This is a genomic window from Actinoplanes flavus (assembly GCF_017592555.1).
Taxonomy (GTDB): Bacteria; Actinomycetota; Actinomycetes; order Mycobacteriales; family Micromonosporaceae; genus Actinoplanes; species Actinoplanes flavus.
On the sequence record NZ_JAGFNS010000001.1, the window covers coordinates 456,482 to 478,932 of the forward strand.

General features: G+C 72.6%; 18 protein-coding genes. 5 read left to right on the top strand and 13 right to left on the bottom strand.

Going from position 1 to position 22,451, the window contains the following annotated elements:
• The first annotated feature begins 57 nt into the window (after nt 1–57).
• Together J5X75_RS02110 and J5X75_RS02115 are read left to right on the top strand one after the other, a co-directional pair.
• Nucleotides 58–1,218 (top strand): PQQ-dependent sugar dehydrogenase, encoded by a 1,161-nt coding sequence (locus tag J5X75_RS02110; RefSeq protein WP_307797890.1) that lies wholly within the window; start codon nt 58–60, stop codon nt 1,216–1,218.
• A 48-nt stretch (nt 1,219–1,266) separates the two neighbouring features.
• Nucleotides 1,267–2,982, top strand: a complete 1,716-nt coding sequence (locus J5X75_RS02115) for a metallophosphoesterase family protein (RefSeq protein ID WP_208465452.1) — start codon at nt 1,267–1,269, stop codon at nt 2,980–2,982.
• Between the two features lie 355 nt (nt 2,983–3,337).
• Here J5X75_RS02115 and J5X75_RS02120 read toward each other — a convergent pair whose 3' ends face one another.
• The 11 genes from J5X75_RS02120 to J5X75_RS02170 all read right to left on the bottom strand — a co-directional run bounded on the left by J5X75_RS02120 (nt 3,338) and on the right by J5X75_RS02170 (nt 17,928).
• Nucleotides 3,338–4,528, bottom strand: coding sequence for a hypothetical protein (locus J5X75_RS02120; RefSeq protein WP_208465453.1), 1,191 nt, complete (start codon nt 4,526–4,528; stop codon nt 3,338–3,340).
• Nucleotides 4,529–4,719: 191 nt separating this feature from the next.
• Nucleotides 4,720–6,201 (bottom strand): Asp-tRNA(Asn)/Glu-tRNA(Gln) amidotransferase subunit GatB, encoded by a 1,482-nt coding sequence (gene gatB, locus J5X75_RS02125; protein WP_208465454.1) that lies wholly within the window; start codon nt 6,199–6,201, stop codon nt 4,720–4,722.
• Between the two features lie 13 nt (nt 6,202–6,214).
• Nucleotides 6,215–7,678 (bottom strand): Asp-tRNA(Asn)/Glu-tRNA(Gln) amidotransferase subunit GatA, encoded by a 1,464-nt coding sequence (gene gatA / locus J5X75_RS02130; protein ID WP_208465455.1) that lies wholly within the window; start codon nt 7,676–7,678, stop codon nt 6,215–6,217.
• Nucleotides 7,679–7,681: 3 nt separating this feature from the next.
• Nucleotides 7,682–7,981 (bottom strand): Asp-tRNA(Asn)/Glu-tRNA(Gln) amidotransferase subunit GatC, encoded by a 300-nt coding sequence (gene gatC / locus J5X75_RS02135; protein ID WP_208465456.1) that lies wholly within the window; start codon nt 7,979–7,981, stop codon nt 7,682–7,684.
• Nucleotides 7,954–10,014: a putative bifunctional diguanylate cyclase/phosphodiesterase gene (locus J5X75_RS02140; protein ID WP_208465457.1), complete on the bottom strand. Its 2,061-nt coding sequence runs from the start codon at nt 10,012–10,014 to the stop codon at nt 7,954–7,956. Before J5X75_RS02140 ends, gatC begins: the two co-directional genes overlap by 28 nt.
• 125 nt (nt 10,015–10,139) lie before the next feature.
• Nucleotides 10,140–12,311 (bottom strand): NAD-dependent DNA ligase LigA, encoded by a 2,172-nt coding sequence (gene ligA / locus J5X75_RS02145; RefSeq protein ID WP_208465685.1) that lies wholly within the window; start codon nt 12,309–12,311, stop codon nt 10,140–10,142.
• 47 nt (nt 12,312–12,358) lie between these two features.
• Entirely contained in the window at nt 12,359–13,354 is a 996-nt protein-coding gene (locus J5X75_RS02150) for a methionine synthase (RefSeq protein ID WP_208465458.1), read from the bottom strand.
• Nucleotides 13,347–14,435: a tRNA 2-thiouridine(34) synthase MnmA gene (mnmA, locus tag J5X75_RS02155; protein ID WP_208465459.1), complete on the bottom strand. Its 1,089-nt coding sequence runs from the start codon at nt 14,433–14,435 to the stop codon at nt 13,347–13,349. The genes J5X75_RS02150 and mnmA overlap by 8 nt, the downstream gene beginning before the upstream one ends.
• 9 nt (nt 14,436–14,444) lie before the next feature.
• Nucleotides 14,445–15,620 carry a cysteine desulfurase family protein gene (locus J5X75_RS02160; RefSeq protein ID WP_208465460.1) on the bottom strand — a complete coding sequence of 392 codons (1,176 nt, stop codon included), beginning with the start codon at nt 15,618–15,620 and terminating at the stop codon, nt 14,445–14,447.
• 578 nt (nt 15,621–16,198) lie between these two features.
• Entirely contained in the window at nt 16,199–17,131 is a 933-nt protein-coding gene (locus J5X75_RS02165; RefSeq protein ID WP_208465461.1) for an electron transfer flavoprotein subunit alpha/FixB family protein, read from the bottom strand.
• A 20-nt stretch (nt 17,132–17,151) separates the two neighbouring features.
• Entirely contained in the window at nt 17,152–17,928 is a 777-nt protein-coding gene (locus tag J5X75_RS02170; RefSeq protein WP_208465462.1) for an electron transfer flavoprotein subunit beta/FixA family protein, read from the bottom strand.
• A 410-nt stretch (nt 17,929–18,338) separates the two neighbouring features.
• Here J5X75_RS02170 and J5X75_RS02175 point away from each other — a divergent pair, with 410 nt between their 5' ends.
• Genes J5X75_RS02175 through J5X75_RS02185 form a run of 3 tightly spaced genes read left to right on the top strand, consistent with a single transcriptional unit; the run spans nt 18,339 to nt 19,430 of the window.
• Nucleotides 18,339–18,704 carry a YidH family protein gene (locus tag J5X75_RS02175; protein ID WP_372450827.1) on the top strand — a complete coding sequence of 122 codons (366 nt, stop codon included), beginning with the start codon at nt 18,339–18,341 and terminating at the stop codon, nt 18,702–18,704.
• 1 nt (nt 18,705) lies between these two features.
• Complete coding sequence (locus J5X75_RS02180) at nt 18,706–19,059, top strand: DUF202 domain-containing protein (protein ID WP_208465463.1); 354 nt, start codon at nt 18,706–18,708, stop codon at nt 19,057–19,059.
• A 38-nt stretch (nt 19,060–19,097) separates the two neighbouring features.
• Nucleotides 19,098–19,430 carry a PLD nuclease N-terminal domain-containing protein gene (locus tag J5X75_RS02185; protein ID WP_208465465.1) on the top strand — a complete coding sequence of 111 codons (333 nt, stop codon included), beginning with the start codon at nt 19,098–19,100 and terminating at the stop codon, nt 19,428–19,430.
• A 15-nt stretch (nt 19,431–19,445) separates the two neighbouring features.
• On the opposite strand, the gene J5X75_RS43865 is transcribed toward J5X75_RS02185, so the two are convergent.
• Complete coding sequence (locus J5X75_RS43865) at nt 19,446–21,581, bottom strand: Hsp70 family protein (RefSeq protein ID WP_238487117.1); 2,136 nt, start codon at nt 21,579–21,581, stop codon at nt 19,446–19,448.
• 79 nt (nt 21,582–21,660) lie between these two features.
• Nucleotides 21,661–22,434: an enoyl-CoA hydratase/isomerase family protein gene (locus tag J5X75_RS02195; RefSeq protein ID WP_208465466.1), complete on the bottom strand. Its 774-nt coding sequence runs from the start codon at nt 22,432–22,434 to the stop codon at nt 21,661–21,663.
• Between the last annotated feature and the right edge of the window lie 17 nt (nt 22,435–22,451).

Genomic DNA, 22,451 nt, shown 5'->3' on the forward strand with positions numbered 1-22,451 from the left:
GTTCTGTCGGACCTCGCGGCTACCCTGGTCGGCAGATGTCGAGAGGGGTGGCTTGTCGTGCGATTCCGCCGGGTCCGCGCCGTGGCCGCGACGTCCAGCGCCGTGCTGGCGCTGACCGCGGGCTGCAGCTTCGGGCCACCAGGCCCGGATCAGGCCGGCTCGCCGCCCAACCTGCCCCGCCCGTCGGTCGCGCCGACCGCCGGCGAGGGTGACGCCGAGCGCGAGGTCGCCCTCAGCGTGCTGGCGAAGGATCTCGAGGTCCCGTGGGGCATGGCCTTCCTGCCCGACGGCGGCGCGGTGGTCACCGAGCGCGACACCGCCCGCATCCTCAAGATCGGTCCCGAGTCGACCGCCGGCGGGCTCCGGGTCACCGAGTTGCGGCGGCTCGGCGAGGTCACGGCCGGCGGTGACGGCGGGCTGCTCGGCGTGGCCGTGTCACCGAAGTTCGCGTCGGACAAGACCCTCTTCGTCTACTACACGACCGCGCAGGACAACCGGATCGCCAAGATCGCCGGGGACGGGCCGGTCCAGCCGATCCTCACCGGCATCCCGCGGTCCGCCGACCACAACGGCGGCGCCTTGGCGTTCGGGCCGGACGGTCTGCTCTACGCGGGCACCGGCGACGGCACGCCCGACGGCACCCAGGCCCAGGACCCGAAGAGCCTCGGCGGCAAGATCCTGCGCATCACCACGGCCGGCAGGCCCGCCCCCGGCAACCCGGTGCGGAATTCACCGGTCTGGTCGTCCGGGCACCGCAACGTGCAGGGCCTGACCTGGGACGAGACGAAGCGGATGTTCGCCACCGACCGCGGCCAGCCGCGCACCGCCGAGCTCAACGTGGTGGTGAAGGGAAAGAACTACGGCTGGCCGAAAGCGGACGGCCCCGCCACCAACCCGAAATTCACCGATCCCCTGGTCTCCTGGCCCACCGACACGTCGTCGTGCGCCGGTGTCGCCACGCTGGAGAGCATGGTCGCCACCGCGTGCGTGCTCGGCCGGCGGTTGCAGCTGCTCAACGTGACGGGCAACGGCACCGTGCTGGGCAGCCCGCAGGAGCTGCTGGCCGATGAGTTCGGCCGGCTGCGTGCCCTGGCCGCCGCGCCGGACGGATCGTTCTGGGTGGCCACCTCCAACCAGGAGGACGCCGGGCAGCCCGGTCCCGAGGACGACCGCATTCTCCGGCTGGTGTTCTCCGACGGCGGCGCCGGCCGGAGTTGACGGCGATGACTGTTTCGCGGCGATCCGGATCGGGCAGGTGAGGGCCCGATGAGCGAGGCGCCGACCAACCAGGAATCGCCCCGGCGGAGCACACGCCGACGCGCCGCCACCGCCACCTCCGCGCTCCTCGGAACGGTGACGCGGTCGTTCCGGGCGCTGGCCGGGCCGCTCCGGGCCGGCGCCGGCTTCTTCCGGGCGGCCACCGGTCTGACCGGCCGGGCGGTCCGGCATCGGTGGGCCCGGCGGCTGCGGGTCGCGGCGGCGATCGGGTTGACCGCGATCGTCGGCTCGCTGATCGGGGTGATGCTCTTCGCCCGCTCCGATCTGAACGTCGGCCCGTTCAGCGCCGAGATGGCGGTGATCCCGTCCGTGCACGGCGGCACCGAGGTGAACATCCCACCGCTCGGCTCGCTGCACCTGGACAGTCACCGCGGCCCGGTGCACCTGCGGGTGGACCTCGGCTCGCTGGACCAGAGCCGGACCGAGGCGCTGATCGACAATCCGGCCGCGATCAGCACGGCCGGCGAGCGGGCGGTCGACGAGGTGGTCGCCGGGGTGGCCCGGCTCGGCCTGCGCACCATGGGCCTGGCCGTGCTCAGCACGCTCGTCCTGGCCGCGCTGATCTTCCGCGACACCCGGCGGACGGCGGCGGCCGGCCTGACCGCACTGGTCGTCACCGGCGGCAGCCTGGGCGTGGCCGCCGCCACGCTGCGACCGGATTCGATCAGTGAGCCACGCTATGAGGGCCTGCTCGTCAACGCGCCCGCCGTGGTCGGTGACGCCCGGCGGATCGCCGACAACTACGGGCGCTACTCGGAACAGCTCCAGGCCATCCTCGGCAACGTGAGCCGGGTCTACTCGACCATCTCGGCGCTGCCGGTGTACGAGCCGGCCGGCAACACCACCCGCCTGCTGCACGTCTCCGACCTGCATCTGAACCCGACGTCGTGGGGCCTCATCCGGACCGTGGTGGAGACCTTCGAGATCGACGCGGTGATCGACACCGGCGACATGGTCGACTGGGGAAGCAGCGCCGAGACGTCGTACGTGGCGTCCATCCCGTCGATCCAGGTCCCCTACATCTACGTGCGCGGCAACCACGACTCGGCGGCGATCCAGGCCGCCGTGGCCCGGCAGAGCAACGCCGTGGTCCTCGACGACGCGCTCACCGAGATCGACGGGCTGACCATCGCGGGCATCGGCGACCCCCAGTTCACCCCCGACAAGAGCGAGACGAACGCGGCCGGCGACGAATCCAGCCCCGAGCTGCTGACCGCCGCCGGCGACCAACTGGCACAGACGATCCGCGACTCCGGCAAAAAGGTCGACATCGCCCTGGTCCACGACCCGGCCATGGCCCAGCCGCTGTCCGGCCTGGTCCCGCTGGTGCTCGCCGGCCACAAACACCGCCGCTCGGTGAGCACACTGCCCGCGCCCACCGCACCCCCGCCAGGCCCGTCGGCGTCGGCGTCCCCGGCCCCGTCGGCGTCCACGGCACCCTTGCCCACCATCACCACCCGCCTCATGGTGGAGGGCTCGACCGGCGGCGCCGGGCTGCGCGGCCTGGAAGGCGAGGACGCGACCCCGCTGAGCCTGTCGGTCCTCTACTTCGACGAGAACAACGAGCTCAAGGCATACGACGACATCCAACTCGGCGGCACCGGCGAGTCGAACGTGGAGATGCAGCGCAACGTCATCGGCCTCGAACCGGAGCCGTCCCCCACCCCGGCGCCCTCCCTCTCGGCGGTCCAGCCGTCGCGCTGACCGGTCACGCGCGTCTTCTCACTTCCTTTCCGGTACGCGCGACCCCGGCGGAACCCGGGCGGGGACCGGCGAGAACCGGCGGAAACCGGCGAGACCCGGCGGGAACGGCGAGACCGACGCGAGACCCGGCGGGAACAGCGCGACCCGACGCGAGACCCAGCGGGAACAGCGCGACCCGAAGCGAGAACCGGCGGGAACAGCGGGACCCGGCGAGAACCGGCGGGCGGCGGAGTAAGCGCCTCGGTCATGGGGTCGGAGTGGGTGGCGCGGTGTTGGGTTCGTGTGGCTGAGGAGGGGGCAGTCGGCTGGATGGCCTGCGCTAGCGGCGAAGTGCCGGCGGGGCTGTTGTTGGTCTTCAGGGGATTCGGCGGAGGTCCAACTGGAGTGTGCCGGTGTCCAGGCCCTCTGGGTCGATCTCGATGGTGTAGATGCCGGCTGTGGTACTGAAAGCCAGCGATGCGGTGGGGCGCTCGGCAGTCAGTGTGCCGGAGCCGGCGTCGAGGCCCAGGGGGGTCAGCAGTTGTACCGAGGTCTGGCCGGTGGCGGTCAGGGAACCCCGGCGGACGGTCAGCCGGAGCTGGTCGGCCTCCTTGGCGCGGAAGGTGACGTAGGCTCGCTCGCCGGCTCGGGACAGGGTGATGCGGGACGGCGGGGCGCCGGGGGTGAGGCGCGCCGTGACGGCGCCGACCAGCTGGACGGTGAGGGTGCCGGTGAGTGTGGTGTCCGGGTTGACCTCGATGGTGTGGACGCCGCCGGCTGTGGTGTCGAAGTTCAGGGTTCGGAAGTCGCTGTCCTCGCCGAGGGCTCCGAGCACCTCGGTCTCGCCGGCCGGGGTGGTGACCTTGAGATCGGTGTACTCCTGGCGGGGCAGGGTGCCTCGCCGGGCCACCAGGGTGAGATGCCGTGCCGCCGGCGACGGGAAGGTGAGGAAGGCCCGTTCGCCGGGTTTTCCGATGGTGACCTTCCGGGGTGGGCCGCCGGGGACGAGGGTGCCCGAGGTCGATCCGCGCAGGCTGAGCAGTACGGTTCCGTGTTCGGCGACCCGGGGTTTCACCTCGATGATGTAGCCGGCGGTCGCCGGGGCGGTGAAGTCGACGCTCGCCGACGACCAGGTGGTGAGCAGGGTGCCCTCGGCCACCTTCTCGTCGATGCGGCGGATGATCACGTCGGTGTTGTCGGCCGCGGTGAGGGTGCGACGTTCGGCCAGTACGGTGAGACGCTGCCCGGCGGTGGCGTCGAACCGGACGATGGCGAGCCGGTCGGCGTCGACCAGCGCACCCGGGCCGCCGACCGTGAGCCGGTCGACACCCGGCGCCCCGGCGCGAAACAGCGGACCACCGGCCGCGAGCCGCCCGCCTGGGACCGCAGCACGGAACAGCGGACCACCGGCCGCGAGCCGGTCGGGCGAGGTCATGGCGGTGAGCAGCGGGGCGCCGACGGGGAGGTGCACGGGTGGGGTCATGGTGGTCAGCAGGGGGCCGCCGATGTTGGTCAGGCCGGCCACTACGACCGTGGCGAGCACCCCTAACGCGGAGAACAGTGGCATTTCCGCAGAATATGACGGATTAGCCGTTTTCTGGCTGGATCGAGGGGCTCTCATCCGCGCGGGCCACGGCTCTGCGGTGTGGCCGTGAGCGGACGGCGGCAGCTCCGCCCGAAACGGGCGGCAAAGGGCCGGGGACGGCAACGCCCGGCCCCCATGGATTCCCGGGGCCGGGCGTAGCCGTACAAAATCGGTCAGGAAACGCCGAGGCGCTCCAGGAGCAACTCGCGGACGGTCTTGGCGTCCGCCTGGCCGCGCGTGGTCTTCATGACCGCACCGACCAGGGCGCCCGCCGCGGCGATCTTGCCGTCGCGGATCTTGGCGGCGATGTCCGGGTTCGCGGCGATGGCCTCGTCGACGGCGGCCGTGAGGGCGCCCGTGTCGTTGACCACCTCGAGGCCGCGGGCGGCCATCACCTCGGCCGGGTCGCCCTCGCCGGCGACGACACCCTCCAGGACGGTACGGGCGAGCTTGTCGTTCAGCTTGCCCTCGTCGACCAGCTTCTGCAGGGCCGCGACCTGGGCCGGCGTGGCGCCGACCGCGGTGAGCTCGACGTTCAGCTCGTTGGCGCGGCGGGCCAGCTCGCCCATCCACCACTTGCGGGCGCCCGCCGGGGACGCGCCGGCCGCGATGGTCTCCTCGATGATCTCGACGGCGCCGGCGTTGGCCACCGACTGCATGTCGAGCTCGGTGATGCCCCACTCCTCGCGCAGCCGGGCCCGCTTGGCGCTCGGCTTCTCCGGAAGGGCGGCCTTCAGCGTGGCGACCCACGCCGGGTCCGGAGCGATCGGCACCAGGTCGGGCTCGGGGAAGTAGCGGTAGTCGGTCGCGGTCTCCTTGGAGCGCCCGGGACTGGTGTCGCCCCGGTCCTCGTGGAAGTGCCGCGTCTCCTGGTGGATCTTGCCGCCGTCGTCGAGGATCGCGGACTGGCGGATGATCTCGGAGCGGACGGCGCGCTCGACCGAGCGGAGCGAGTTGACGTTCTTCGTCTCGGTCCGGGTGCCCCACTCCTCGCCCGGGCGGTTCAGCGAGGTGTTGACGTCGCAGCGCATCGAGCCCTGCTCCATCCGCACGTCGGAGACGCCCAGCGAGCGGATGATGTCGCGCAGCTCGGCGACGTACGCCTTGGCGATCTCGGGAGCGAGCCCGCCCAGGCCGGGCACCGGCTTCGTGACGATCTCGACGAGCGGGATGCCGGCCCGGTTGTAGTCGACCAGCGACTCGGTGGCGCCGTGGATCCGGCCGGTGGCGCCGCCGACGTGCAACGTCTTGCCGGTGTCCTCCTCGATGTGCACCCGCTCGATGCCGATGCGGTGGGTGACACCGTCGACCTCGACGTCCACGTAGCCGTCCACGCAGAGCGGCTCGTCGTACTGCGAGGTCTGGAAGTTCTTCGGCATGTCCGGGTAGAAGTAGTTCTTCCGGGCCATCCGGCACCACTCGGCGATGTCACAGTTCAGCGCCAGGCCGATCCGGATGGTCGCCTCGATGGCGGCCCGGTTCATCACCGGCAGCGCGCCGGGCAGGGCCAGGCAGACCGGGCAGACCTGGGTGTTCGGCTCGGCGCCGAAGTCGGTCTTGCAGCCGCAGAACATCTTGGTCGCGGTGCCCAGCTCGACGTGCGTCTCCAGGCCGATCACCGGCTCGTACCTGGTGAGGATCTCTTCGTAGCTCATCTCTGCTCCCTCCTCACAGGGCCGGCGGGGTGAACGTGCCGACGGCGGACTCCAGCGCGGCGGCGACCCGGTACATCCGGTCGTCGGCCAGCGTCGGGGCCATGATCTGGAAGCCGACCGGCAGGCCCTCGGAGAGCCCGCACGGGACCGAGATGGCCGGTCCGCCGTACAGGTTCGTCGGGATGGTGAAGAGGTCGGCGAGGTACATCTGGTACGGGTCGGAGGTCCGCGATCCGAACGGGAACGCCACGAACGGGGTGGTCGGCGAGACCAGCACGTCCACCTTCTCGAACGCGGACTGGAAGTCGCGGGTGATCAGGGTGCGGACCTTCTGCGCCTGGCCGTAGTAGGCGTCGTAGTAGCCGCTGGACAGGGCGTAGGTGCCGATGATGATCCGGCGCTTCACCTCGGGGCCGAAGCCGGCCTCCCGGGTCAGCGACATGACCTCCTCGAGCGAGCGGTTGCCGTCGTCGCCGGCGCGCAGACCGTACCGGACGCCGTCGAAGCGGGCCAGGTTGGAGGAGCACTCGCTGGGGGCGATCAGGTAGTAGGCGGGCAGCGCGTACTCGAAGTGCGGGCAGGACACCTCGACGACCTCGGCACCCAGCTTGACCAGGGCTTCCAGGCTGTCCTTGAAGGCCGCGGCCACACCCGGCTCGGAGCCGTCGCCGCTGAACTCCTTGACCACGCCGAGCTTGACGCCGGACAGGTCGCCGCTCTTGCCGAGCTGGGCGGCCCGGACGACGTCCGGGACGGGCTTGTCGATCGACGTCGAGTCCCGCGGGTCGTGGCCGGCGATCACCGCGTGCAGCAGGGCGGTGTCCTCGACGGTCCGGGCGCAGGGGCCGGGGGTGTCCAGCGAGGAGGAGAAGGCGATCAGCCCGTACCGGGAGGTGCCGCCGTAGGTGGGCTTCGCGCCCACCGTGCCGGTGACCGCGCCGGGCTGGCGGATCGAGCCGCCGGTGTCGGTGCCGATCGCGAGCGGGGCCTCGTAGGCGGCCAGCGCGGCGGCCGAGCCACCACCCGAGCCGCCCGGGATCCGGCCCAGGTCCCACGGGTTGTTGGTCGGGCCGTACGCGCTGTACTCCGTGGAGGAGCCCATCGCGAACTCGTCCATGTTGGTCTTGCCGAGGATCGGCATGCCGGCCTTCTTGAGCCGCTCGACGATGGTCGCGTCGTACGGCGGCTTCCATCCTTCGAGGATCTTGGAGGCGGCGGTGGTCGGGACGCCCTTGGTGGTCACCACGTCCTTGACGGCGATCGGCACGCCGGCCAGCGGGCCGGTGATCTCCCCGCGGTCGACGGCGGCGGCGGCCTCGAGGGCGCCGGCCCGGTCGACGTGCAGGAACGCGTGCACCCGGTCGTCGACGGCGGCGATCCGGTCGAGGTGCGCGGTGGCGACCTCGACGGCCGACACCTCCCGCTTCGCGATGAGTGAAGCGAGATCAGCGGCGGAGAGCCTGGTCAGGTCACTCACGGATCAGTCCTCCTCGTCCAGGATGCGCGGCACCCGGAAACGGCCCTCGTACGCGTCCGGCGCGCCGGACAGCGCCGCGTCCTGCGTGAGGCTCGTGGTGGGGACGTCCTCGCGGTACACGTTGGTCAGCGGCACCGAGTGAGAGGTCGGCGGGATGTCCTCCGCGGCCACCTCACCGACCCGCGCGACCGACTGCAGGATCACGTCGAGCTGCCCCGCGAATCGATCGAGCTCTTCTTCGGTCACGGCGAGCCGCGACAGGCGCGCCAGGTGCGCTACCTCTTCGCGGGAGATGGCGGCCATCCTGCCCCCTCATCGTTTGACGGTTTAACTGCCGGGCCTGAGTCTATTTCGCCGCGATTCCCGGGCTTGACCGGGCGGTACCGACGTCGCCACGTGGCGAGTTCGGTGGCCGGCATGGGACGGGCGTGGAACCAGCCCTGCGCCATGTGACAGCCGGCGGCCGCGAGCATCCGCCAGGTGGCCTCGTCCTCCACGCCCTCGGCGACGGCACGCAGCCCCAGCGAGTCGGCCAGGCCGATCACCGAGCGGACGATCGCGGCGTCACCCCGGTCGGTGGTCATGCCCAGCACGAACGAGCGGTCGATCTTCACCTCGGCGAGTGGCAGCCGCCGAAGATGCTGCAGCGAGGAGTAGCCGGTGCCGAAGTCGTCCAGTGAGATGGCCACGCCCATCCGGCTGAGCCGGGTGGTGGTCTCCAGGACCCGGTGCGGGTCGGCCATCAGCGCGCTCTCGGTGATCTCCAGCTGCAACAGGTCGGCGGGTACGCCGTACCGGCCGAGCAGCGCGCCCACCCGGTCCGCGATGTCCCCGGCGTGCAGGTCGCGGGCGCTGACGTTGACCGCGGCCCGCAGCGGCGCCCGCTCCCGCCGCCAGGCCGCGAGCTGGGCCACCACCTCCTCCAGCACACGGGCGGTGAGCAGCCGCATCACCGGGGTCGGCTCGGCCGCGCGGAGCAGCTCCTCCGGGCCGACCATGCCGCGCCGTGGGTGCCGCCAGCGCAGCAGCGCCTCCACCCCGACCACCTCGCCGGTCGCGATGGCGATCTGCGGCTGGTAGTAGAGGACTATCCCGTCGTCCGGCGGGTTCCGGCGCAGCGCGGTGCGCAGGTCGGCGACCAGGGTGAGCTTGTCGGGGGTGTGCTCGGCGACGTCCGGACCGTGCACGGCGACCTGGTCGCCGCGCTGTTTCGCCTCGTACATGGCCGACTCGGCCTCGCGCAGCAGGGTGCTGTCGTCGCGGCGGCCGGATTGCAGTGCTATCCCGATCGAGGCGCTCAACTCGACCGGGGTGCCGTCCAGTGGGAACGGGCGGCTCAGCTCGTCGGTCAGGTGCTGGGCGATGCGCCGGGCCGAGGCCGGGTCCTCGACCCGGGTGGCGAGCACCGCGAACTCGTCGCCGCCGAGCCGGACCACCAGGTCGTGGGTGGGCACCGCGGCGGTCAGCCGGTCGGCGACCCGGGTCAGCAGCCGGTCCCCGGCGCCGTGGCCGAGGGCGTCGTTGACCGTGCGGAACCGGTCCAGGTCGATCAGGAGCAGGGCGCGGCGCCGGTCCGGGTCGCGCTCGGCCATCGCGGCCTGGAGGCCGCGCCGGTTGGGCAGGCCGGTCAGCGGGTCGAAGCGGGTGGCCCGCTCGAACTCGCCGGCCCAGCGGACCATCCGGTGTACGGCGTGCAGCGCCAGCAGGGCCAGCGGCAGCAGGGCCGGGCTGACCCGGGCGGCGACCAGCACCACCGGGCCGAGCAGCAGCAGGGCCGCGGTGGCGAACAGGTCGGCGTGGCCGCGGCGGCGCCGGCGTGGCCGGGCGTCCGAGGTCAGCAGCCGGGCCAGGGCGGCCACCGCGTACCGGGCGAGCATCCAGGTGACGGCGGCCGCGCAGATCAGCACCGCCGTCCACCAGCCCGCGGTGTCGTCGACGCGCAGCGACGCCAGGTGGGCGACGGCCGACGCGGCGACCAGCGCCACGGCGTGCTGCACGGTCAGATGCAGGGTACGCCGGGGCGAGTGCCGCATCCGGGCGCCCGCGACCGCCACCGCCACCGTCTGCACGGCCACCGCCGGCAGCGCTCCCCAGGCGAGGGCGATGCCGAAGGTGAAGCAGATCGACGGCAGGATCACCGAGCTGGCGCGGCGGCCGGGCACCACGTACGGCCGGGAGTCCACCACGACGGCCAGCACCGCCATGGTCCAGAACGCCGGTGACAGGCCGCCGCTCGCCCAGATCAGCGGAACGGCGGCGACGACGGCCGGCACGGTGGTGACAAGCACGGCACGGCGGTGGTCCGGACCGGCCAGCCGTGGACGAGCGGCATCCATGCGACCTCCACGATGGCCTCGATCACCGATCGCATACACCATAGATCCATATGGCGCTTTTTGTCCGAAAGCGCCTAAACGTTGTTAGACGTCGGTTAGCTCTCAGACGTGCGATCCGCCGGGATTCACCCTTCCGGGGTGGTCTCGGCCACCGCCCTGGCCGCCTCCGGACCGTCCGTCAGCAGGATCCCGAAGCCCGCCTCGTCGAGCACCGGCACCTTGAGGGCGAGCGCCTTGTCGTACTTGCTGCCCGGGTTGTCGCCGACCACCACGAACCCGGTCTTCTTCGACACCGAGCCGGTCACCTTGCCGCCCCGGGTGGTGATCTCCTCGGCCGCCTTGTCACGGGTCCAGCCGGCCAGGGTGCCGGTGACCACGACGGTCACGCCGTCCAGCGTGCGGGGACCGGTCTCCACCCGCTCGTCGGCCATCCGCACGCCCGCGGCCCGCCACTTCCCGACGATCTCCCGGTGCCAGTCGACGGCGAACCACTCGCGCAGGCTGTCCGCGATGGTCGGCCCGACCTTCTCCACCGCGGCGAGCGGGTCGACGACCTTGGCGGGGCGCTTCGCGGCGGTCGCCTCCTCGGTCACGGTTTCGGATTCGGCCTCGGGCGGGGTCAGGGGCCGGGCGACGACCTCCTCGAGCGCCGCCATCGAGCCGAACTCCAGCGCCAGCGCGCCGGCCGCGTCCGGCCCGACGTGCCGGATCGACAGCGCCCGCAGGATCCGGGCGAGCGGGCGCTTCCTCGCCTCCGCCAGGCTCGCCAGCATCTTGACCGCGTTGGCGCCGAGCGTGCCGTCCTTCTTCACGAAGAACGGGGCGCGCAGCAGATCCTCCTCGGTGAGGTCGAACAGGTCGCCCTCGTCGAACAGCACCCCCGAGTCGATCAGCGCCCGGGCCGACTTCTCCCCGAGCACGTCGATGTCGAGGACGTTGCGATGACCGACATAGGTCAGGCGTTCACGACGCTGGCCCAGGCAGTACCGCGAGTTCGGGCAACGGATGTCGATGTCGCCCTCCTTCGCGGGAGCCAGTGGCGTGCCGCAGTCGGGACACTCGGTGGGCATCACGAACGCCCGCGCGTCCGCCGGCCGCAGCTCCAGCACCGGACCGAGGATCTCCGGGATGACGTCACCGGCCTTGCGCAGCACCACGGTGTCGCCGATCAGCACGCCCTTGCGGACCACCTCCTGCGCGTTGTGCAGGGTCGCGAACTCGACCTCGGACCCGGCCACCACGACCGGCTCCACCACCGCATAGGGGGTGACCCGGCCGGTGCGCCCCACGTTGACCGCGATGTCGAGCAGCTTGGTGGTGACCTCCTCCGGTGGGTACTTGAAGGCGATCGCCCACCGCGGCGCCCGACTCGTCGACCCCAGCCGGCCCTGGATCGAGACGTCGTCGACCTTCACCACCACACCGTCGATGTCGTGCTCGACGTCGTGCCGGTGCTTGCCGTAGAACTCGATGAACTCGCGCACCCCGGCCAGGTCGTCGACCAGCCGCCACCGCTCGCTGACCGGCAGGCCCCACGCCTTCATCGCCGCGTAGGCCGCCGACTGCGAGGCCGGGCCGAACCCCTCCCGTGCGCCCAGCCCGTGCACCACCATGCCGAGCCCGCGCGACCCGGTGACCCGGGGGTCCTTCTGCCGCAGGCTGCCGGAGGCGGCGTTACGGGGATTCATGTACGTCGGTTTGCCCTGCTCCACCAGCATCGCGTTGAGCGCCGCGAACGCCTCGGCCGGGAAGTAGATCTCGCCGCGCACCTCGACCAGGTCGGGCACGTCGTCGCCGGTCAGCCGCTCCGGGATGTCGCCGATGGTCCGCACGTTGGGGGTCACGTCGTCACCGACCCGCCCGGTGCCACGGGTGGCGGCGCGGACCAGCACACCCTTCTCATAGGTCAGGTTGATCGCCAGACCGTCGATCTTGAGCTCGCACAGGAACCGCACCGGGCCGCCGGCGTCCCGCACCGCGCGCTCGGCCCACGCCGTCAGCTCGTCGAGGTTGAACACGTTGTCCAGCGACATCATCCGCTCGGCGTGCTCGACCTTGGGGAAGTCGCCGGTGGCCGTGCCGCCGACCATCTGGGTCGGCGACTCGGGGGTGCGCAGCTCCGGGAACTCCGTCTCCAGCGCCTCCAGCTCGCGCAGCAGCAGGTCGAACTCCGCGTCCGACACCGTCGGCGCGTCGAGCTCGTAATAGCGGTGCTGGTGCTCGCGGATCTCGTCGGCCAGCTCGGCATGCCGGGAAGATGCCTCTGGTGTAGCCACTGAACCGAACCTCCGTGTCAGGAATACCTAGGTGGCACGGTAGTCCCACCCCCTGACACTTTCCGCTCTCAGACCTCGGCGATCCGGCGGCCGGCCTCCGTGCACGCCTTCAGCAACGCGCGGACGTAGCCGATCGGCGCGCCGGCCAGGCCGCAGGCCGGGGTGATCACGACCTGTTCGGGCAGCCGGGCGGCCGGGAAGCCGAGCCGCTGCCAGAGGGTCCGCACCCGGTCGGCGATCTGTTTCGACTCCGGGCGGCGGCCGGCGACCGGACGGGTCGGCGCGGCCCCGGCGAAGATCCCCAGCCCCGCCTCGATCGCCTCTCCGAGCGGGTCCAGGTCCGTGAGCAGCGACAGGTCGAAGGCGACCCCGGCGGCGCCGGCGTCCCGGATCACCGGCAACGGCACGTCCGGCGCGCAGCAGTGCACGAGGACCGGGGTGCCGGCGGCCTCGACCACCGTCCGCAGACGGGACGCGGCGTCCGGCCCGTCCACCTTCCGGTACGCGGAGAGCCCGCTCTCGGTGGGCACCTGCCCGGCCAGCACCGCGGGCAGCGACGGCTCGTCGAGCTGGAGCAGCACGGTGGCCCCGGGCACCCGCTTGCGCACCTCGGCCACGTGCCGGCGCAGCCCCTCGGCCAGCGAGTCGGTCAGATCCCGGACCGCGCCCGGGTCACGCAGCATCCGCCCGCCGATCGGCAGGTCCAGGTTCGCGGCCAGGGTCCACGGTCCGGCGGCCTGGATCTTCAGCGGGCCGGAGTATCCGTCGGCCTGCTCGGTGAGCTGGTCCAGATCGCGTTCCAGCAGATCCGCGGTCCGCCGCAGGTCCTTGCCCGGCCGCGAGGCGATCTGCCAGCGGCCGGCGTAGACCTGCACCGGCAGTTCGACGAGGAACCCGGCGGTCCGGCCGATCATGTCCGCGCCCGGGCCGCGGTCGGGCAGCTCGGGCAGGTGCGGCAGGCCGGGCAGCTCGCCCAGCACGATCCGCTGGGCCTCGGCGATGTCGGTGCCGGGCAGCGAGCCGATGCCGGTGGCGACGCCCGCACCCCAGGGGAGATCAGGCATGCGACGACACCCGGGAACCGGCCGTGATCGTCGCCGAGCCGAGCACGATGTCCCCCTCCGGATCCGGCCGGTAGGCGACGATCGCCTGACCCGCGGCGACGCCTCGCATCGGCGACGCGAGCGTGGCGACCAGGGCGTCCGGGGAGACCGCCACCGCGGCCGGGACCACCTCGCCGTGCGCCCTCAGCTGAACCTCGCACGTCACCGACTCCGCGGGACCGTGCCAGATCGGCCGGTCGGCGGTGACCACGTCGACCTCCAGGTCCTCGCGCGGGCCGACGGTCACCGTGTTGGTCACCGGGGTGATCGACAGCACGTAGCGGGGACGGCCGTCGGCGGCGGGAACCCGCAGGTCGAGGCCCTTGCGCTGGCCGACGGTGAACCCGTACGCCCCGTTGTGGGTGCCGAGCCGCTCGCCGGTCCGCCCGTCCACGATGTCGCCGGGCGCCGACCCGAGGCGGCTCTCCAGGAACCCGCGGGTGTCACCATCGGCGATGAAGCAGATGTCGTGCGAATCCGGCTTGTCGGCCACGGCCAGCCCACGCTCGGCGGCCTCCGCCCGGACCCGCTCCTTCGTCGAGTCGCCGAGCGGGAAGATCGCCCGGTCGAGCTGGGCCCGGGTCAGGACGGCCAGCACGTACGACTGGTCCTTGGCCAGGTCGACGCTGCGCCGCAGCAGGCCGTCGGCACCCAGCCGGGCGTGGTGGCCGGTGACCACCGCGTCGAAGCCCAGAGCCACCGCCCGGTCCAGCACGGCCGCGAACTTGATCTTCTCGTTGCAGCGCAGGCAGGGATTCGGGGTACGGCCGGCCGCGTACTCGTTCACGAAGTCGTCGACGACGCTGTCGTGGAACTCCTCCGCCATGTCCCACACGTAGAACGGGATGCCGATCACATCGGCGGCCCGGCGGGCGTCCCGCGAGTCCTCCAGGGTGCAGCAGCCGCGCGCCCCGGTCCGGAACGTCTGGGGGTTACGGGCGAGCGCGAGGTGCACGCCGGTGACATCGTGGCCGGCGTCACGGGCGCGCGCGGCGGCGACCGCCGAATCGACACCGCCCGACATGGCAGCGAGAACACGCATGCTCCCAGCCTATCTGGGTGTCTTCCAGGCCCCCGCCCGGCGGGCGCGTTCCACCGCACCCGGCAGCGCCGCGAGCAGCGCGTCCACGTCCGCCTTCGTACTGTCGTGCCCCAGGCTGAACCGCAGCGACGAGCGGGCCCGCGGGTCGTCGGCGCCCATCGCCAGCAGCACGTGACTGGGCTGGGCCACCCCGGCCGAACACGCCGAACCGGTCGAGCAGTAGATGCCCTGCGCGTCCAGGAGCAGCAGCAGCGCGTCGCCCTCGCAGCCCGGGAAGGAGAAGTGGGCGTTGCCCGGCAGCCGGTCGGCCGGGTCGCCGTTGTAGATCGCGTCCGGGATCGCCGCGCACACCCGCTCCACCAGGTCGTCGCGCAGCGCCGCCACCCGGCTGACGTGCTCGTCCCGGCCGGCGACGGCCGCCTCCACGGCCGTGGCGAACGCCACCACGCCCGGAGTGTCCAGAGTCCCGGAGCGCACGTCCCGCTCCTGGCCGCCACCGTGCAGCAGCGGCGTACAGGTCACGTCCCGGCCCAGCAGCAGCGCGCCGACGCCGACCGGACCGCCCACCTTGTGCCCGGTGAGCGTGAGCGCCGCGGCGCCGCTCGCCGCGAAGTCCACCGGCACCTGCCCGACCGCCTGCACCGCGTCGGTGTGGAACGGGATCCCGGCGGCCGCGGCCAGCGCCGCCAGCTCAGCGACCGGCTGCACCGTGCCGACCTCGTTGTTCGCCCACTGCACGCTGACCACGGCGATCTCGGCGCCGTGCGCGCGCACCAGCTCGGCGAACGCCTCCGGGTCCACCCGGCCGGCCGCGTCCACCGGTTGCAGGGCCGTGTCGGCGCCCTCGTGCCGCCCCAGCCAGTCGACCGCGTCCAGCACGGCGTGATGCTCGACCGCCGAGGCCACCACGCGGCGCAACCGCTGATCGGCGTCCCGCCGGGCCCAGAAGATGCCCTTGACCGCGAGATTGTCCGCCTCGGTCCCGCCACCCGTGAAGATCACCTCGGACGGCCGGGCCCCCAGCGCCGCCGCGATCCGCTCCCGCGACTCCTCGACCAGGCGCCGGGCCCCACGACCCGCCGCATGCAGCGAGGACGGGTTTCCAAGCTCGCGCGCCGCGGCGACATAGGCGTCGAGCGCGGCGGGCAGCATCGGCGTGGTCGCCGCGTGATCCAGGTAGGCCATCGCCTCCAGCTTAGGCCGTCCTCCGGTCACCGCCCCCGTCCGAGTCCTCCCAAGATCAAAATCACTGACCCGCTCCGGTACGCGGTCCGCCGCCCCCGACCACACCCACCCCGTCCCGCCCTACCGGCGACCTCTCCGTTTCCTCACGCCCGGTGCCGCCCGCGCCGGGCGGACCCGCCGCCCTCACCCTTACCCCGGCAGCCCTCACCCCGAGGCACCACCGCCCCAGCCGGCCGTGAGCGCTGTCTCGCAAGGCCCGAAACAGCACTGGCAGCCAGCCGGGGTGATCCAGCTGGCCGTGAGAGCTGCCTCGCGGGGCGCGAGACAGCGCTGGCAGCCAGCCGGGTGGGGTCGAGGGTGAGGGCGGCGGGTCCGCCCGGCGCGGCGGCAACAGGCGGGAGGTGACGGAAGGCTCGCGTGAGCCGGCGGGACGGGATGGTGTGGTCGGGGGCGGCGGACCGCGTACCGGGAAGGGGTTGGGGAAAGCGAACGGCCCGGCGCATGAACGCCGGGCCGAGCACGTGCATGTCCCGGGCGATCGGCCACCCGGAGGGTGAGCCAACGCCCGGGCCGTGGGACTACTTGCGCTTGCGGATCTCGTCGGCCGCCTGCGGGACGACCTTGAAGAGGTCGCCGACCACGCCGAAGTCGGCGAGCTCGAAGATGGGCGCCTCGGCGTCCTTGTTGACCGCGACGATCGTCTTCGAGGTCTGCATGCCGGCCCGGTGCTGGATCGCGCCGGAGATGCCGAGCGCCACGTAGAGCTGCGGCGACACGGTCTTGCCGGTCTGGCCGACCTGGAACTGGTGCGGGTAGTAGCCGGAGTCGACGGCCGCACGGGACGCGCCCACGGCGCCGCCGAGCAGGTCGGCGAGCTCCTCGACCAGCTTGAAGTTGTCGGCGTTGCCGACGCCGCGGCCACCGGAGACGACGATGCCGGCCTCGGTCAGCTCGGGGCGGGAGCCCTTCTGCTCGGCGACCCGCTCGACGACCTTGGTCAGCTTGTCGGTGTCCGACACGGCCACGGTCAGCTCCTCGACGGCCGGGGTGGCGGCCGACGGCTCCGGGGTGACCGAGTTCGGGCGGATGGTGACGATCGGCAGGCCCTTGGTGACCTTGGACTTGACGATCGCCGAACCGGCGAAGATCGCCTGGGTGGCGGTGCCGTCGGCGTCGAGGCCGACCGCGTCGGTGAGCAGGCCGTTGTCCAGCTTGATCGCCAGGCGGGCGGCGATCTCCTTGCCCTCCTGGGTGGAGGCGAGCAGCACGGCGGCCGGCTGGACCCGCTTCACCAGCTCGGCGACCACGGTGGCCTTGGGGGCGACCAGGTAGCCGTCGACGTCCTCACCGGACGCCGTGTAGATCTTCTCGGCACCGAACTCGCCGAGCTTCGCGGTGTCGGCGTCGCCGAACACCACGGCCGAGACCGACCCGAGGCCACGGGCGATCGTCAGCATCTCGAGGGTGACCTTCTTGACGCCGTTCTCGACGACGACCAGTACTTCAGCCATTGTTCTCTATCCCCTCGGACTCAGACGAACTTCTCGGTGGCCAGGTACGCGACGAGCTGCTCGCCACCGGTGCCCTCGTCGACGACCTTGGCGCCGCCGGTACGGGCGGGGCGCTTCGCGTACTCGAGGACCTGGCTGGTGGCGCCGGCCGAGCCGACCTCGCCGGCGGAGACGCCCAGGTCGCCCAGGGACAGGCTCTGCACCGGCTTCTTCTTGGCGGCCATGATGCCCTTGAAGGACGGGTACCGCGGCTCGTTGATGGTGTCCCAGACGCTGACGATCGCCGGGGTGGCGGCCGTGACGACCTCGTAGCCCTCGTCGGTCTGCCGCTCGACGGTCAGCTGGGAGCCGTCCACGGTGAGCTTGCGGGCGCCGGTGAGGGCGGCCACACCGAGGAGCTCGGCCAGCATGTGCGGGACGACCTGGACCCGGCCGTCGGTGGACTCGGCGCCGCTGATGATCAGGTCGGCGTTCAGGGTGCGCAGCGCGGCGGCGAGCACCTTGGAGGTGGCGACCGCGCAGGAGCCGTGGAGGGCGTCGTCCTGCACGTGGACGGCCTTGTCCGGGCCCATGGAGAGAGCCTTGCGGATGGACTCGGTCGCGCCGGCCGGACCAACGGTCAGGACGGTCACCTCGCCACCGTGCGCCTCTTTGATCTTCAGCGCTTCCTCGATGGCGTATTCGTCCATCTCGTTGATGACGTTGCTCGCCGACGCCCGGTCGACCGAGTAGTCAGCGCTAAGGGTGCGCTCGGCACCGGAGTCGGGCACCTGCTTCACCAGTACGACGATGTTCATCGCGCTCCTACGACCCTCCTGTATTGAACGCACCGTTGCGGTCGACCCTGTCCACGGCCGCCGAGGTTGCCGGGCGGCGGACATGTCAGCCAGGTTACCCGTCAGTAGCATCGCTGTTGCCGGCCACCCAGAGTGACACACCTCACCCACGCCCCGACCGTGATCGCTACAGTGGGCAATGAGGAGGTGTCAGACATGTCCGGTCAAAACGTCTCACTCGTGGAGGGCGTGAGCCCATCCACGACCCATACTCCCTCACGTCCCGAAGAGCCGATGCCGCAGTCCCATGGGCGAGGCGGCCCGGACTCTCCGTGGTGCCGCTGCGGCCGCCCGCGGGAGGCCTGCGTGAGTGACGAAGTCCGCAATCTCTGGCACCACCTTCTGGACCCCGTGGGTCAATAATCAACGGTGTGTTGCGAGAGTGGTTCAACCCGTCACTGACAGGCACCACTCCCGACTACCGCTTCTCCCTCGCCAACGAGCGCACCTTCCTCGCCTGGATCCGGACCGGCCTGGCACTGATCGCGGGTGGCCTGGCGTGCGCGCAGTTCCTTCCCCCACTGCCGGTGCGCCACCTGCGCGAGATCATCGCGATCCTGCTGCTGGTGCTCGGCGCCCTGGTGGCGCTGCGCGCGGTCGACCACTGGGTGCGGACCGAGCGGGCCATGCGGCACGGCACCGACCTACCACGCTCGCGGTTCCCGGCGGTGCTCGCCGTCGCGGTGGCGGCCGGCGCGGTCGTGATCATCGCGGCGGTGCTGGTCCAGGTCTTCTGAGATGGCCGAGCCCTGCGGCCTGCACACCCGGGATCCGGGGGCGTGCGCCCGGGTGCCCCGCGATCCGGGCGCCTCCGCGCCGCGGACCCGGCTCGCCTGGCGGCGCACCGGCCTGTCGGCCTCCGCCGTGGCGCTGCTCACCCTCCGGCCGGCCTTCGCGCCCGGCGCCGGCCCGGCCGAGTGGCTGCTGGCGGCGGCCGCGATGACGGCCTGGGCGGCGATCGTGGCGATCGCCCTGCACCGGGGCCGGGACCTGCGGACCCGGTTCCCCGGGCCGGCGCCCCGCTCGATCCGGGCCTACGCCGTCCTCATCGTCGTCCTGGCCGTCCTCGGCGGATGGGTTGTCATGCTCTGATCGTCGCCGACCCGGCTTTCGAGGAGCATCATTGCGGCATGGTCCGGTTGTTCATCTTCTTGGCCGCGGCAGCCCTCGTCCTGCTGATCCTGGCCCTCATCAGCGCCTTGTCGGTGGAGCGGGTCCGCAACGCGCCCCGCGCCGTCTGGATCCTCGCGATCGTGCTGATACCGCTCGCCGGACCGACCGCCTACCTCCTCTGGGGCCGCCCGATCAGCCGGTCCCGCCGCCCGATCCGCCGCCCCTCCTCGCCGGACGACGACCCGGATTTCCTGCGTTCGATGGACAGCGAGCAGTCCCGCCGCGACCGTGAGCTGCTCGACGAATGGGAACGGGATCTCCGGCAGGACGACGAGCCGGACCGTCCGTGAGGCGGCGGCCGCCGGTCAGAGCCCGAGCAGTCTCGCGATGTCGGTGAAGACCTCGACGGCGTCCTGGTCGAACGGTTCGCCGTTGCCGTAGCCGTAGGCCAGGATCAGCGCCACGATCGGCACGGTCACCATCACGATCATGCTGAGCAGCATCTGGATCGCGCGGCCGAGACGCCCACGGCGGCGCACCCGGGCCGGCCGCGGCTGCGGCTGGGGTTGCGGCTGCGGCTGCGGCGCGGAGACGACCGCGCGGGCGGGCGGTGAGACCGGGCGGGCCGAGCCCACGGCGGGCGAGACCGGCCGGGCGTGTGCCACCACCGGCTGCTGCGGCCGGGGCGCGGGCTGCTGCGGCCGGGGCGCGCGCGCCGGCTGCCGGGGCTGCCTCGGGGGTACGGGAGTCCGGCTCTCGTGTTCGGGGGGACTGGTGGCGACCGTCGCGTCCGGATCGGAACGCCAACTGTCGGCCGCGTGCGGCCACGGGTCCACCGGGGGAAGCAGATGCGGTGGGGTGTCGGCGGGCGGTCGCGGCCGGGACGGGCGGTTCTGCCGGGGCTGCCGCTGGGGCGGGCCGTCGGCACGCGGCCGATGCTGCGGTGGCGACTCGGCCCGGCCGGATCCGGGCAGCACCGGCACATCGATCGCGGTCGCGGACGGAACGGCCGGAACCGGCGTGGTCAGCGGTTTTCCCGCCACCATGGTCGGGCGGTCGGTCTCGGCCGGCCGGCCGGCCACCACGGTCGGGCGGTCGGCTTCCACCGGCGGCGTGGGTGACGGCGGCGCGTCCGGCCCCGATGCCGTCGCGACCGGTTCGTCCGCGACCTTCACGACATCCGCCACGTCCGCGGGGCTGGCCAGGACGGTCGGCTGGTCGCGCTCGACCAGCTCGGTCCGGGCCGCTTCGGGCTCGCGCTCCCCGGCCGGCCCCGCCAGCACGGTCGGCGCCTCGGCGACGGGTGGCGCCACCGGCACGGGTGGCGCCGCCAGCACGGTCGGACCGTCCTCCTCGGCGCGGACCGGAAGGTACTTGGAAGGCAGCCGCAGCTCCTCGGTGGGCCCGGGCGCGGCCGGCTCGGTGGTCAGCAGGGCGGCCCCGGCCAGGATGCTGCCCTCGGCCACGACCAGCTCGGGCTGCTCGATCACCACGGGCGGGTCGCCGAGCGCCCGGTGCAGCAGGGTGGCCACCAGCGGGATCCGGCTGGCGCCGCCGACCAGGAACACCCCGGCCAGCCGCCCGTCCGGCAGATCGGCCCAGCGCAACAGGTTCCGGGTGATCTCGACGGTCTGCTCCAGCACCGGCCGGGCCACCGTCTCCAGCTCCTCGCGGGTGAGGTGGGCCTCGATGTCGAGCAGCGGCACCACGAAGTCGGCGGCCTGCGCCCGGGAGAGCCGCTCCTTGGCGATCCGGACGTCGTCCCACAGCTGGCGGCGCGCCCGGCGCTCCTCGACGGTGGAGGGTTCCATGAGCCGGGCCCAGTCGGCGGTGCGCAGGTGCTCGACGACGGCCGCGTCGACGTCCAGGCCGCCGAGGTCGTCACGCCCGTCGACGGCGAGCACCTCGAAACCGGACGAGGTGCGCGCGACCACGCTGGTGTCGAAGGTGCCGGCACCGAAGTCGTGCACCACCACGACCGAGCCGATCGGCACGTCGCGCCCGAGCACCTCGGCGAAGTAGGTGGCCGCGGCCACCGGTTCGGCGACCAGGCGGGCGCCCTCCAGCCCGGCGCGGGCGGCGGCCTCGGCGAGCAGGGTGCGACGGGCCGCTCCCCAGGTGGCCGGGCAGGTGAGGGTGACCTCCGGCCGGTGCGGCCCGACCGCCCGGTGCCACTCCTCGGCGACCCGGGCCAGGACCGCGGCGATCAGCTCGACGGTCTCGAACTCCCGTTCGCCGAGCAGCACCAGCCCGTCGTCGACCCGGCGTTTCGGGTTGGGCTCGAAGCGGGCCGGGTCGAGCCGGGCGCTGTGCACCGCGTCCCGGCCGACGAGCAGGCTTCCGTCGGAGTCGGCGAAGACGGCCGACGGCAGCAGCGGGGAGCCGTCGACCAGGATCGGGCGGGCACGGCCGTCCGGCCATCGCGCGACGGCGACGGTGTTGGAGGTGCCGAAGTCGACGCCGAGGGCGTACCGCTTCGGACCACCCTGGTCGATGGGCATGCCCGCAGTCTAGGCAATGACAGCCCGCTTACGTTCCCTCCCGTCAGGCGGATTCCCGACGGTAAAGATCACCCGGGCCCTACTTTCCGGTGAACTTGGGGGCCCGTTTCTCGACGAACGCGGTGGTCCCCTCGACCCGGTCGTCGGTCGCGAAGAGGCCGGCGAACAGGTGCGACTCGAGGGCCAGCCCGGCCGCCAGGTCGACGCTGAGCCCGCCGTCGACGGCCTGCTTGGCGGCGCGCAGGGCCAGGGCCGGGCCGGTCGTGTACTGCCGGACGAGCTCGACGGCCGTGGCGTACACCTGATCGGCCGGGACCACCCGGTCGGCCAGGCCGATCCGCAGCGCCTCGTCGCTGTCGACCATCCGGCCGGAGAAGATCAGGTCCTTGGCGCGGGCCGGGCCGATCAGCCGGGCCAGCCGCTGGGTGCCGCCGGCGCCCGGGATGATGCCGAGCTTGATCTCCGGCTGGCCGAGCTTGGCGTCCTCGGCGATCACCCGCCAGTCACAGGCCAGGGCCAGCTCGCAGCCGCCGCCCAGTGCGTACCCCGTGATGGCGGCGACGACCGGCTTGGGGATCTGCGCGACCGCGTCGAAGGCGCTGGACAGCGCGCCGGCCCGGACCACCATCTCCTGGTACGTCACCGTGGTGAACTCGGTGATGTCGGCGCCCGCCGCGAAGTGCTTGCCGGCGCCGTGCACGACCACCGCGCGGACCTCGTCGTCCGCGGCCGCGGCCTGCGCCGCCGCCCGCAACTCCTCCTGCACCCGGGTGTTGAGCGCGTTGACCGGCGGCCGCTCCAGCCGGATGGTGCCGATGCCGTCCGCGACCTCGAGCCGTACGAACTCACCCACCGGTGTGCCCTCCTGTT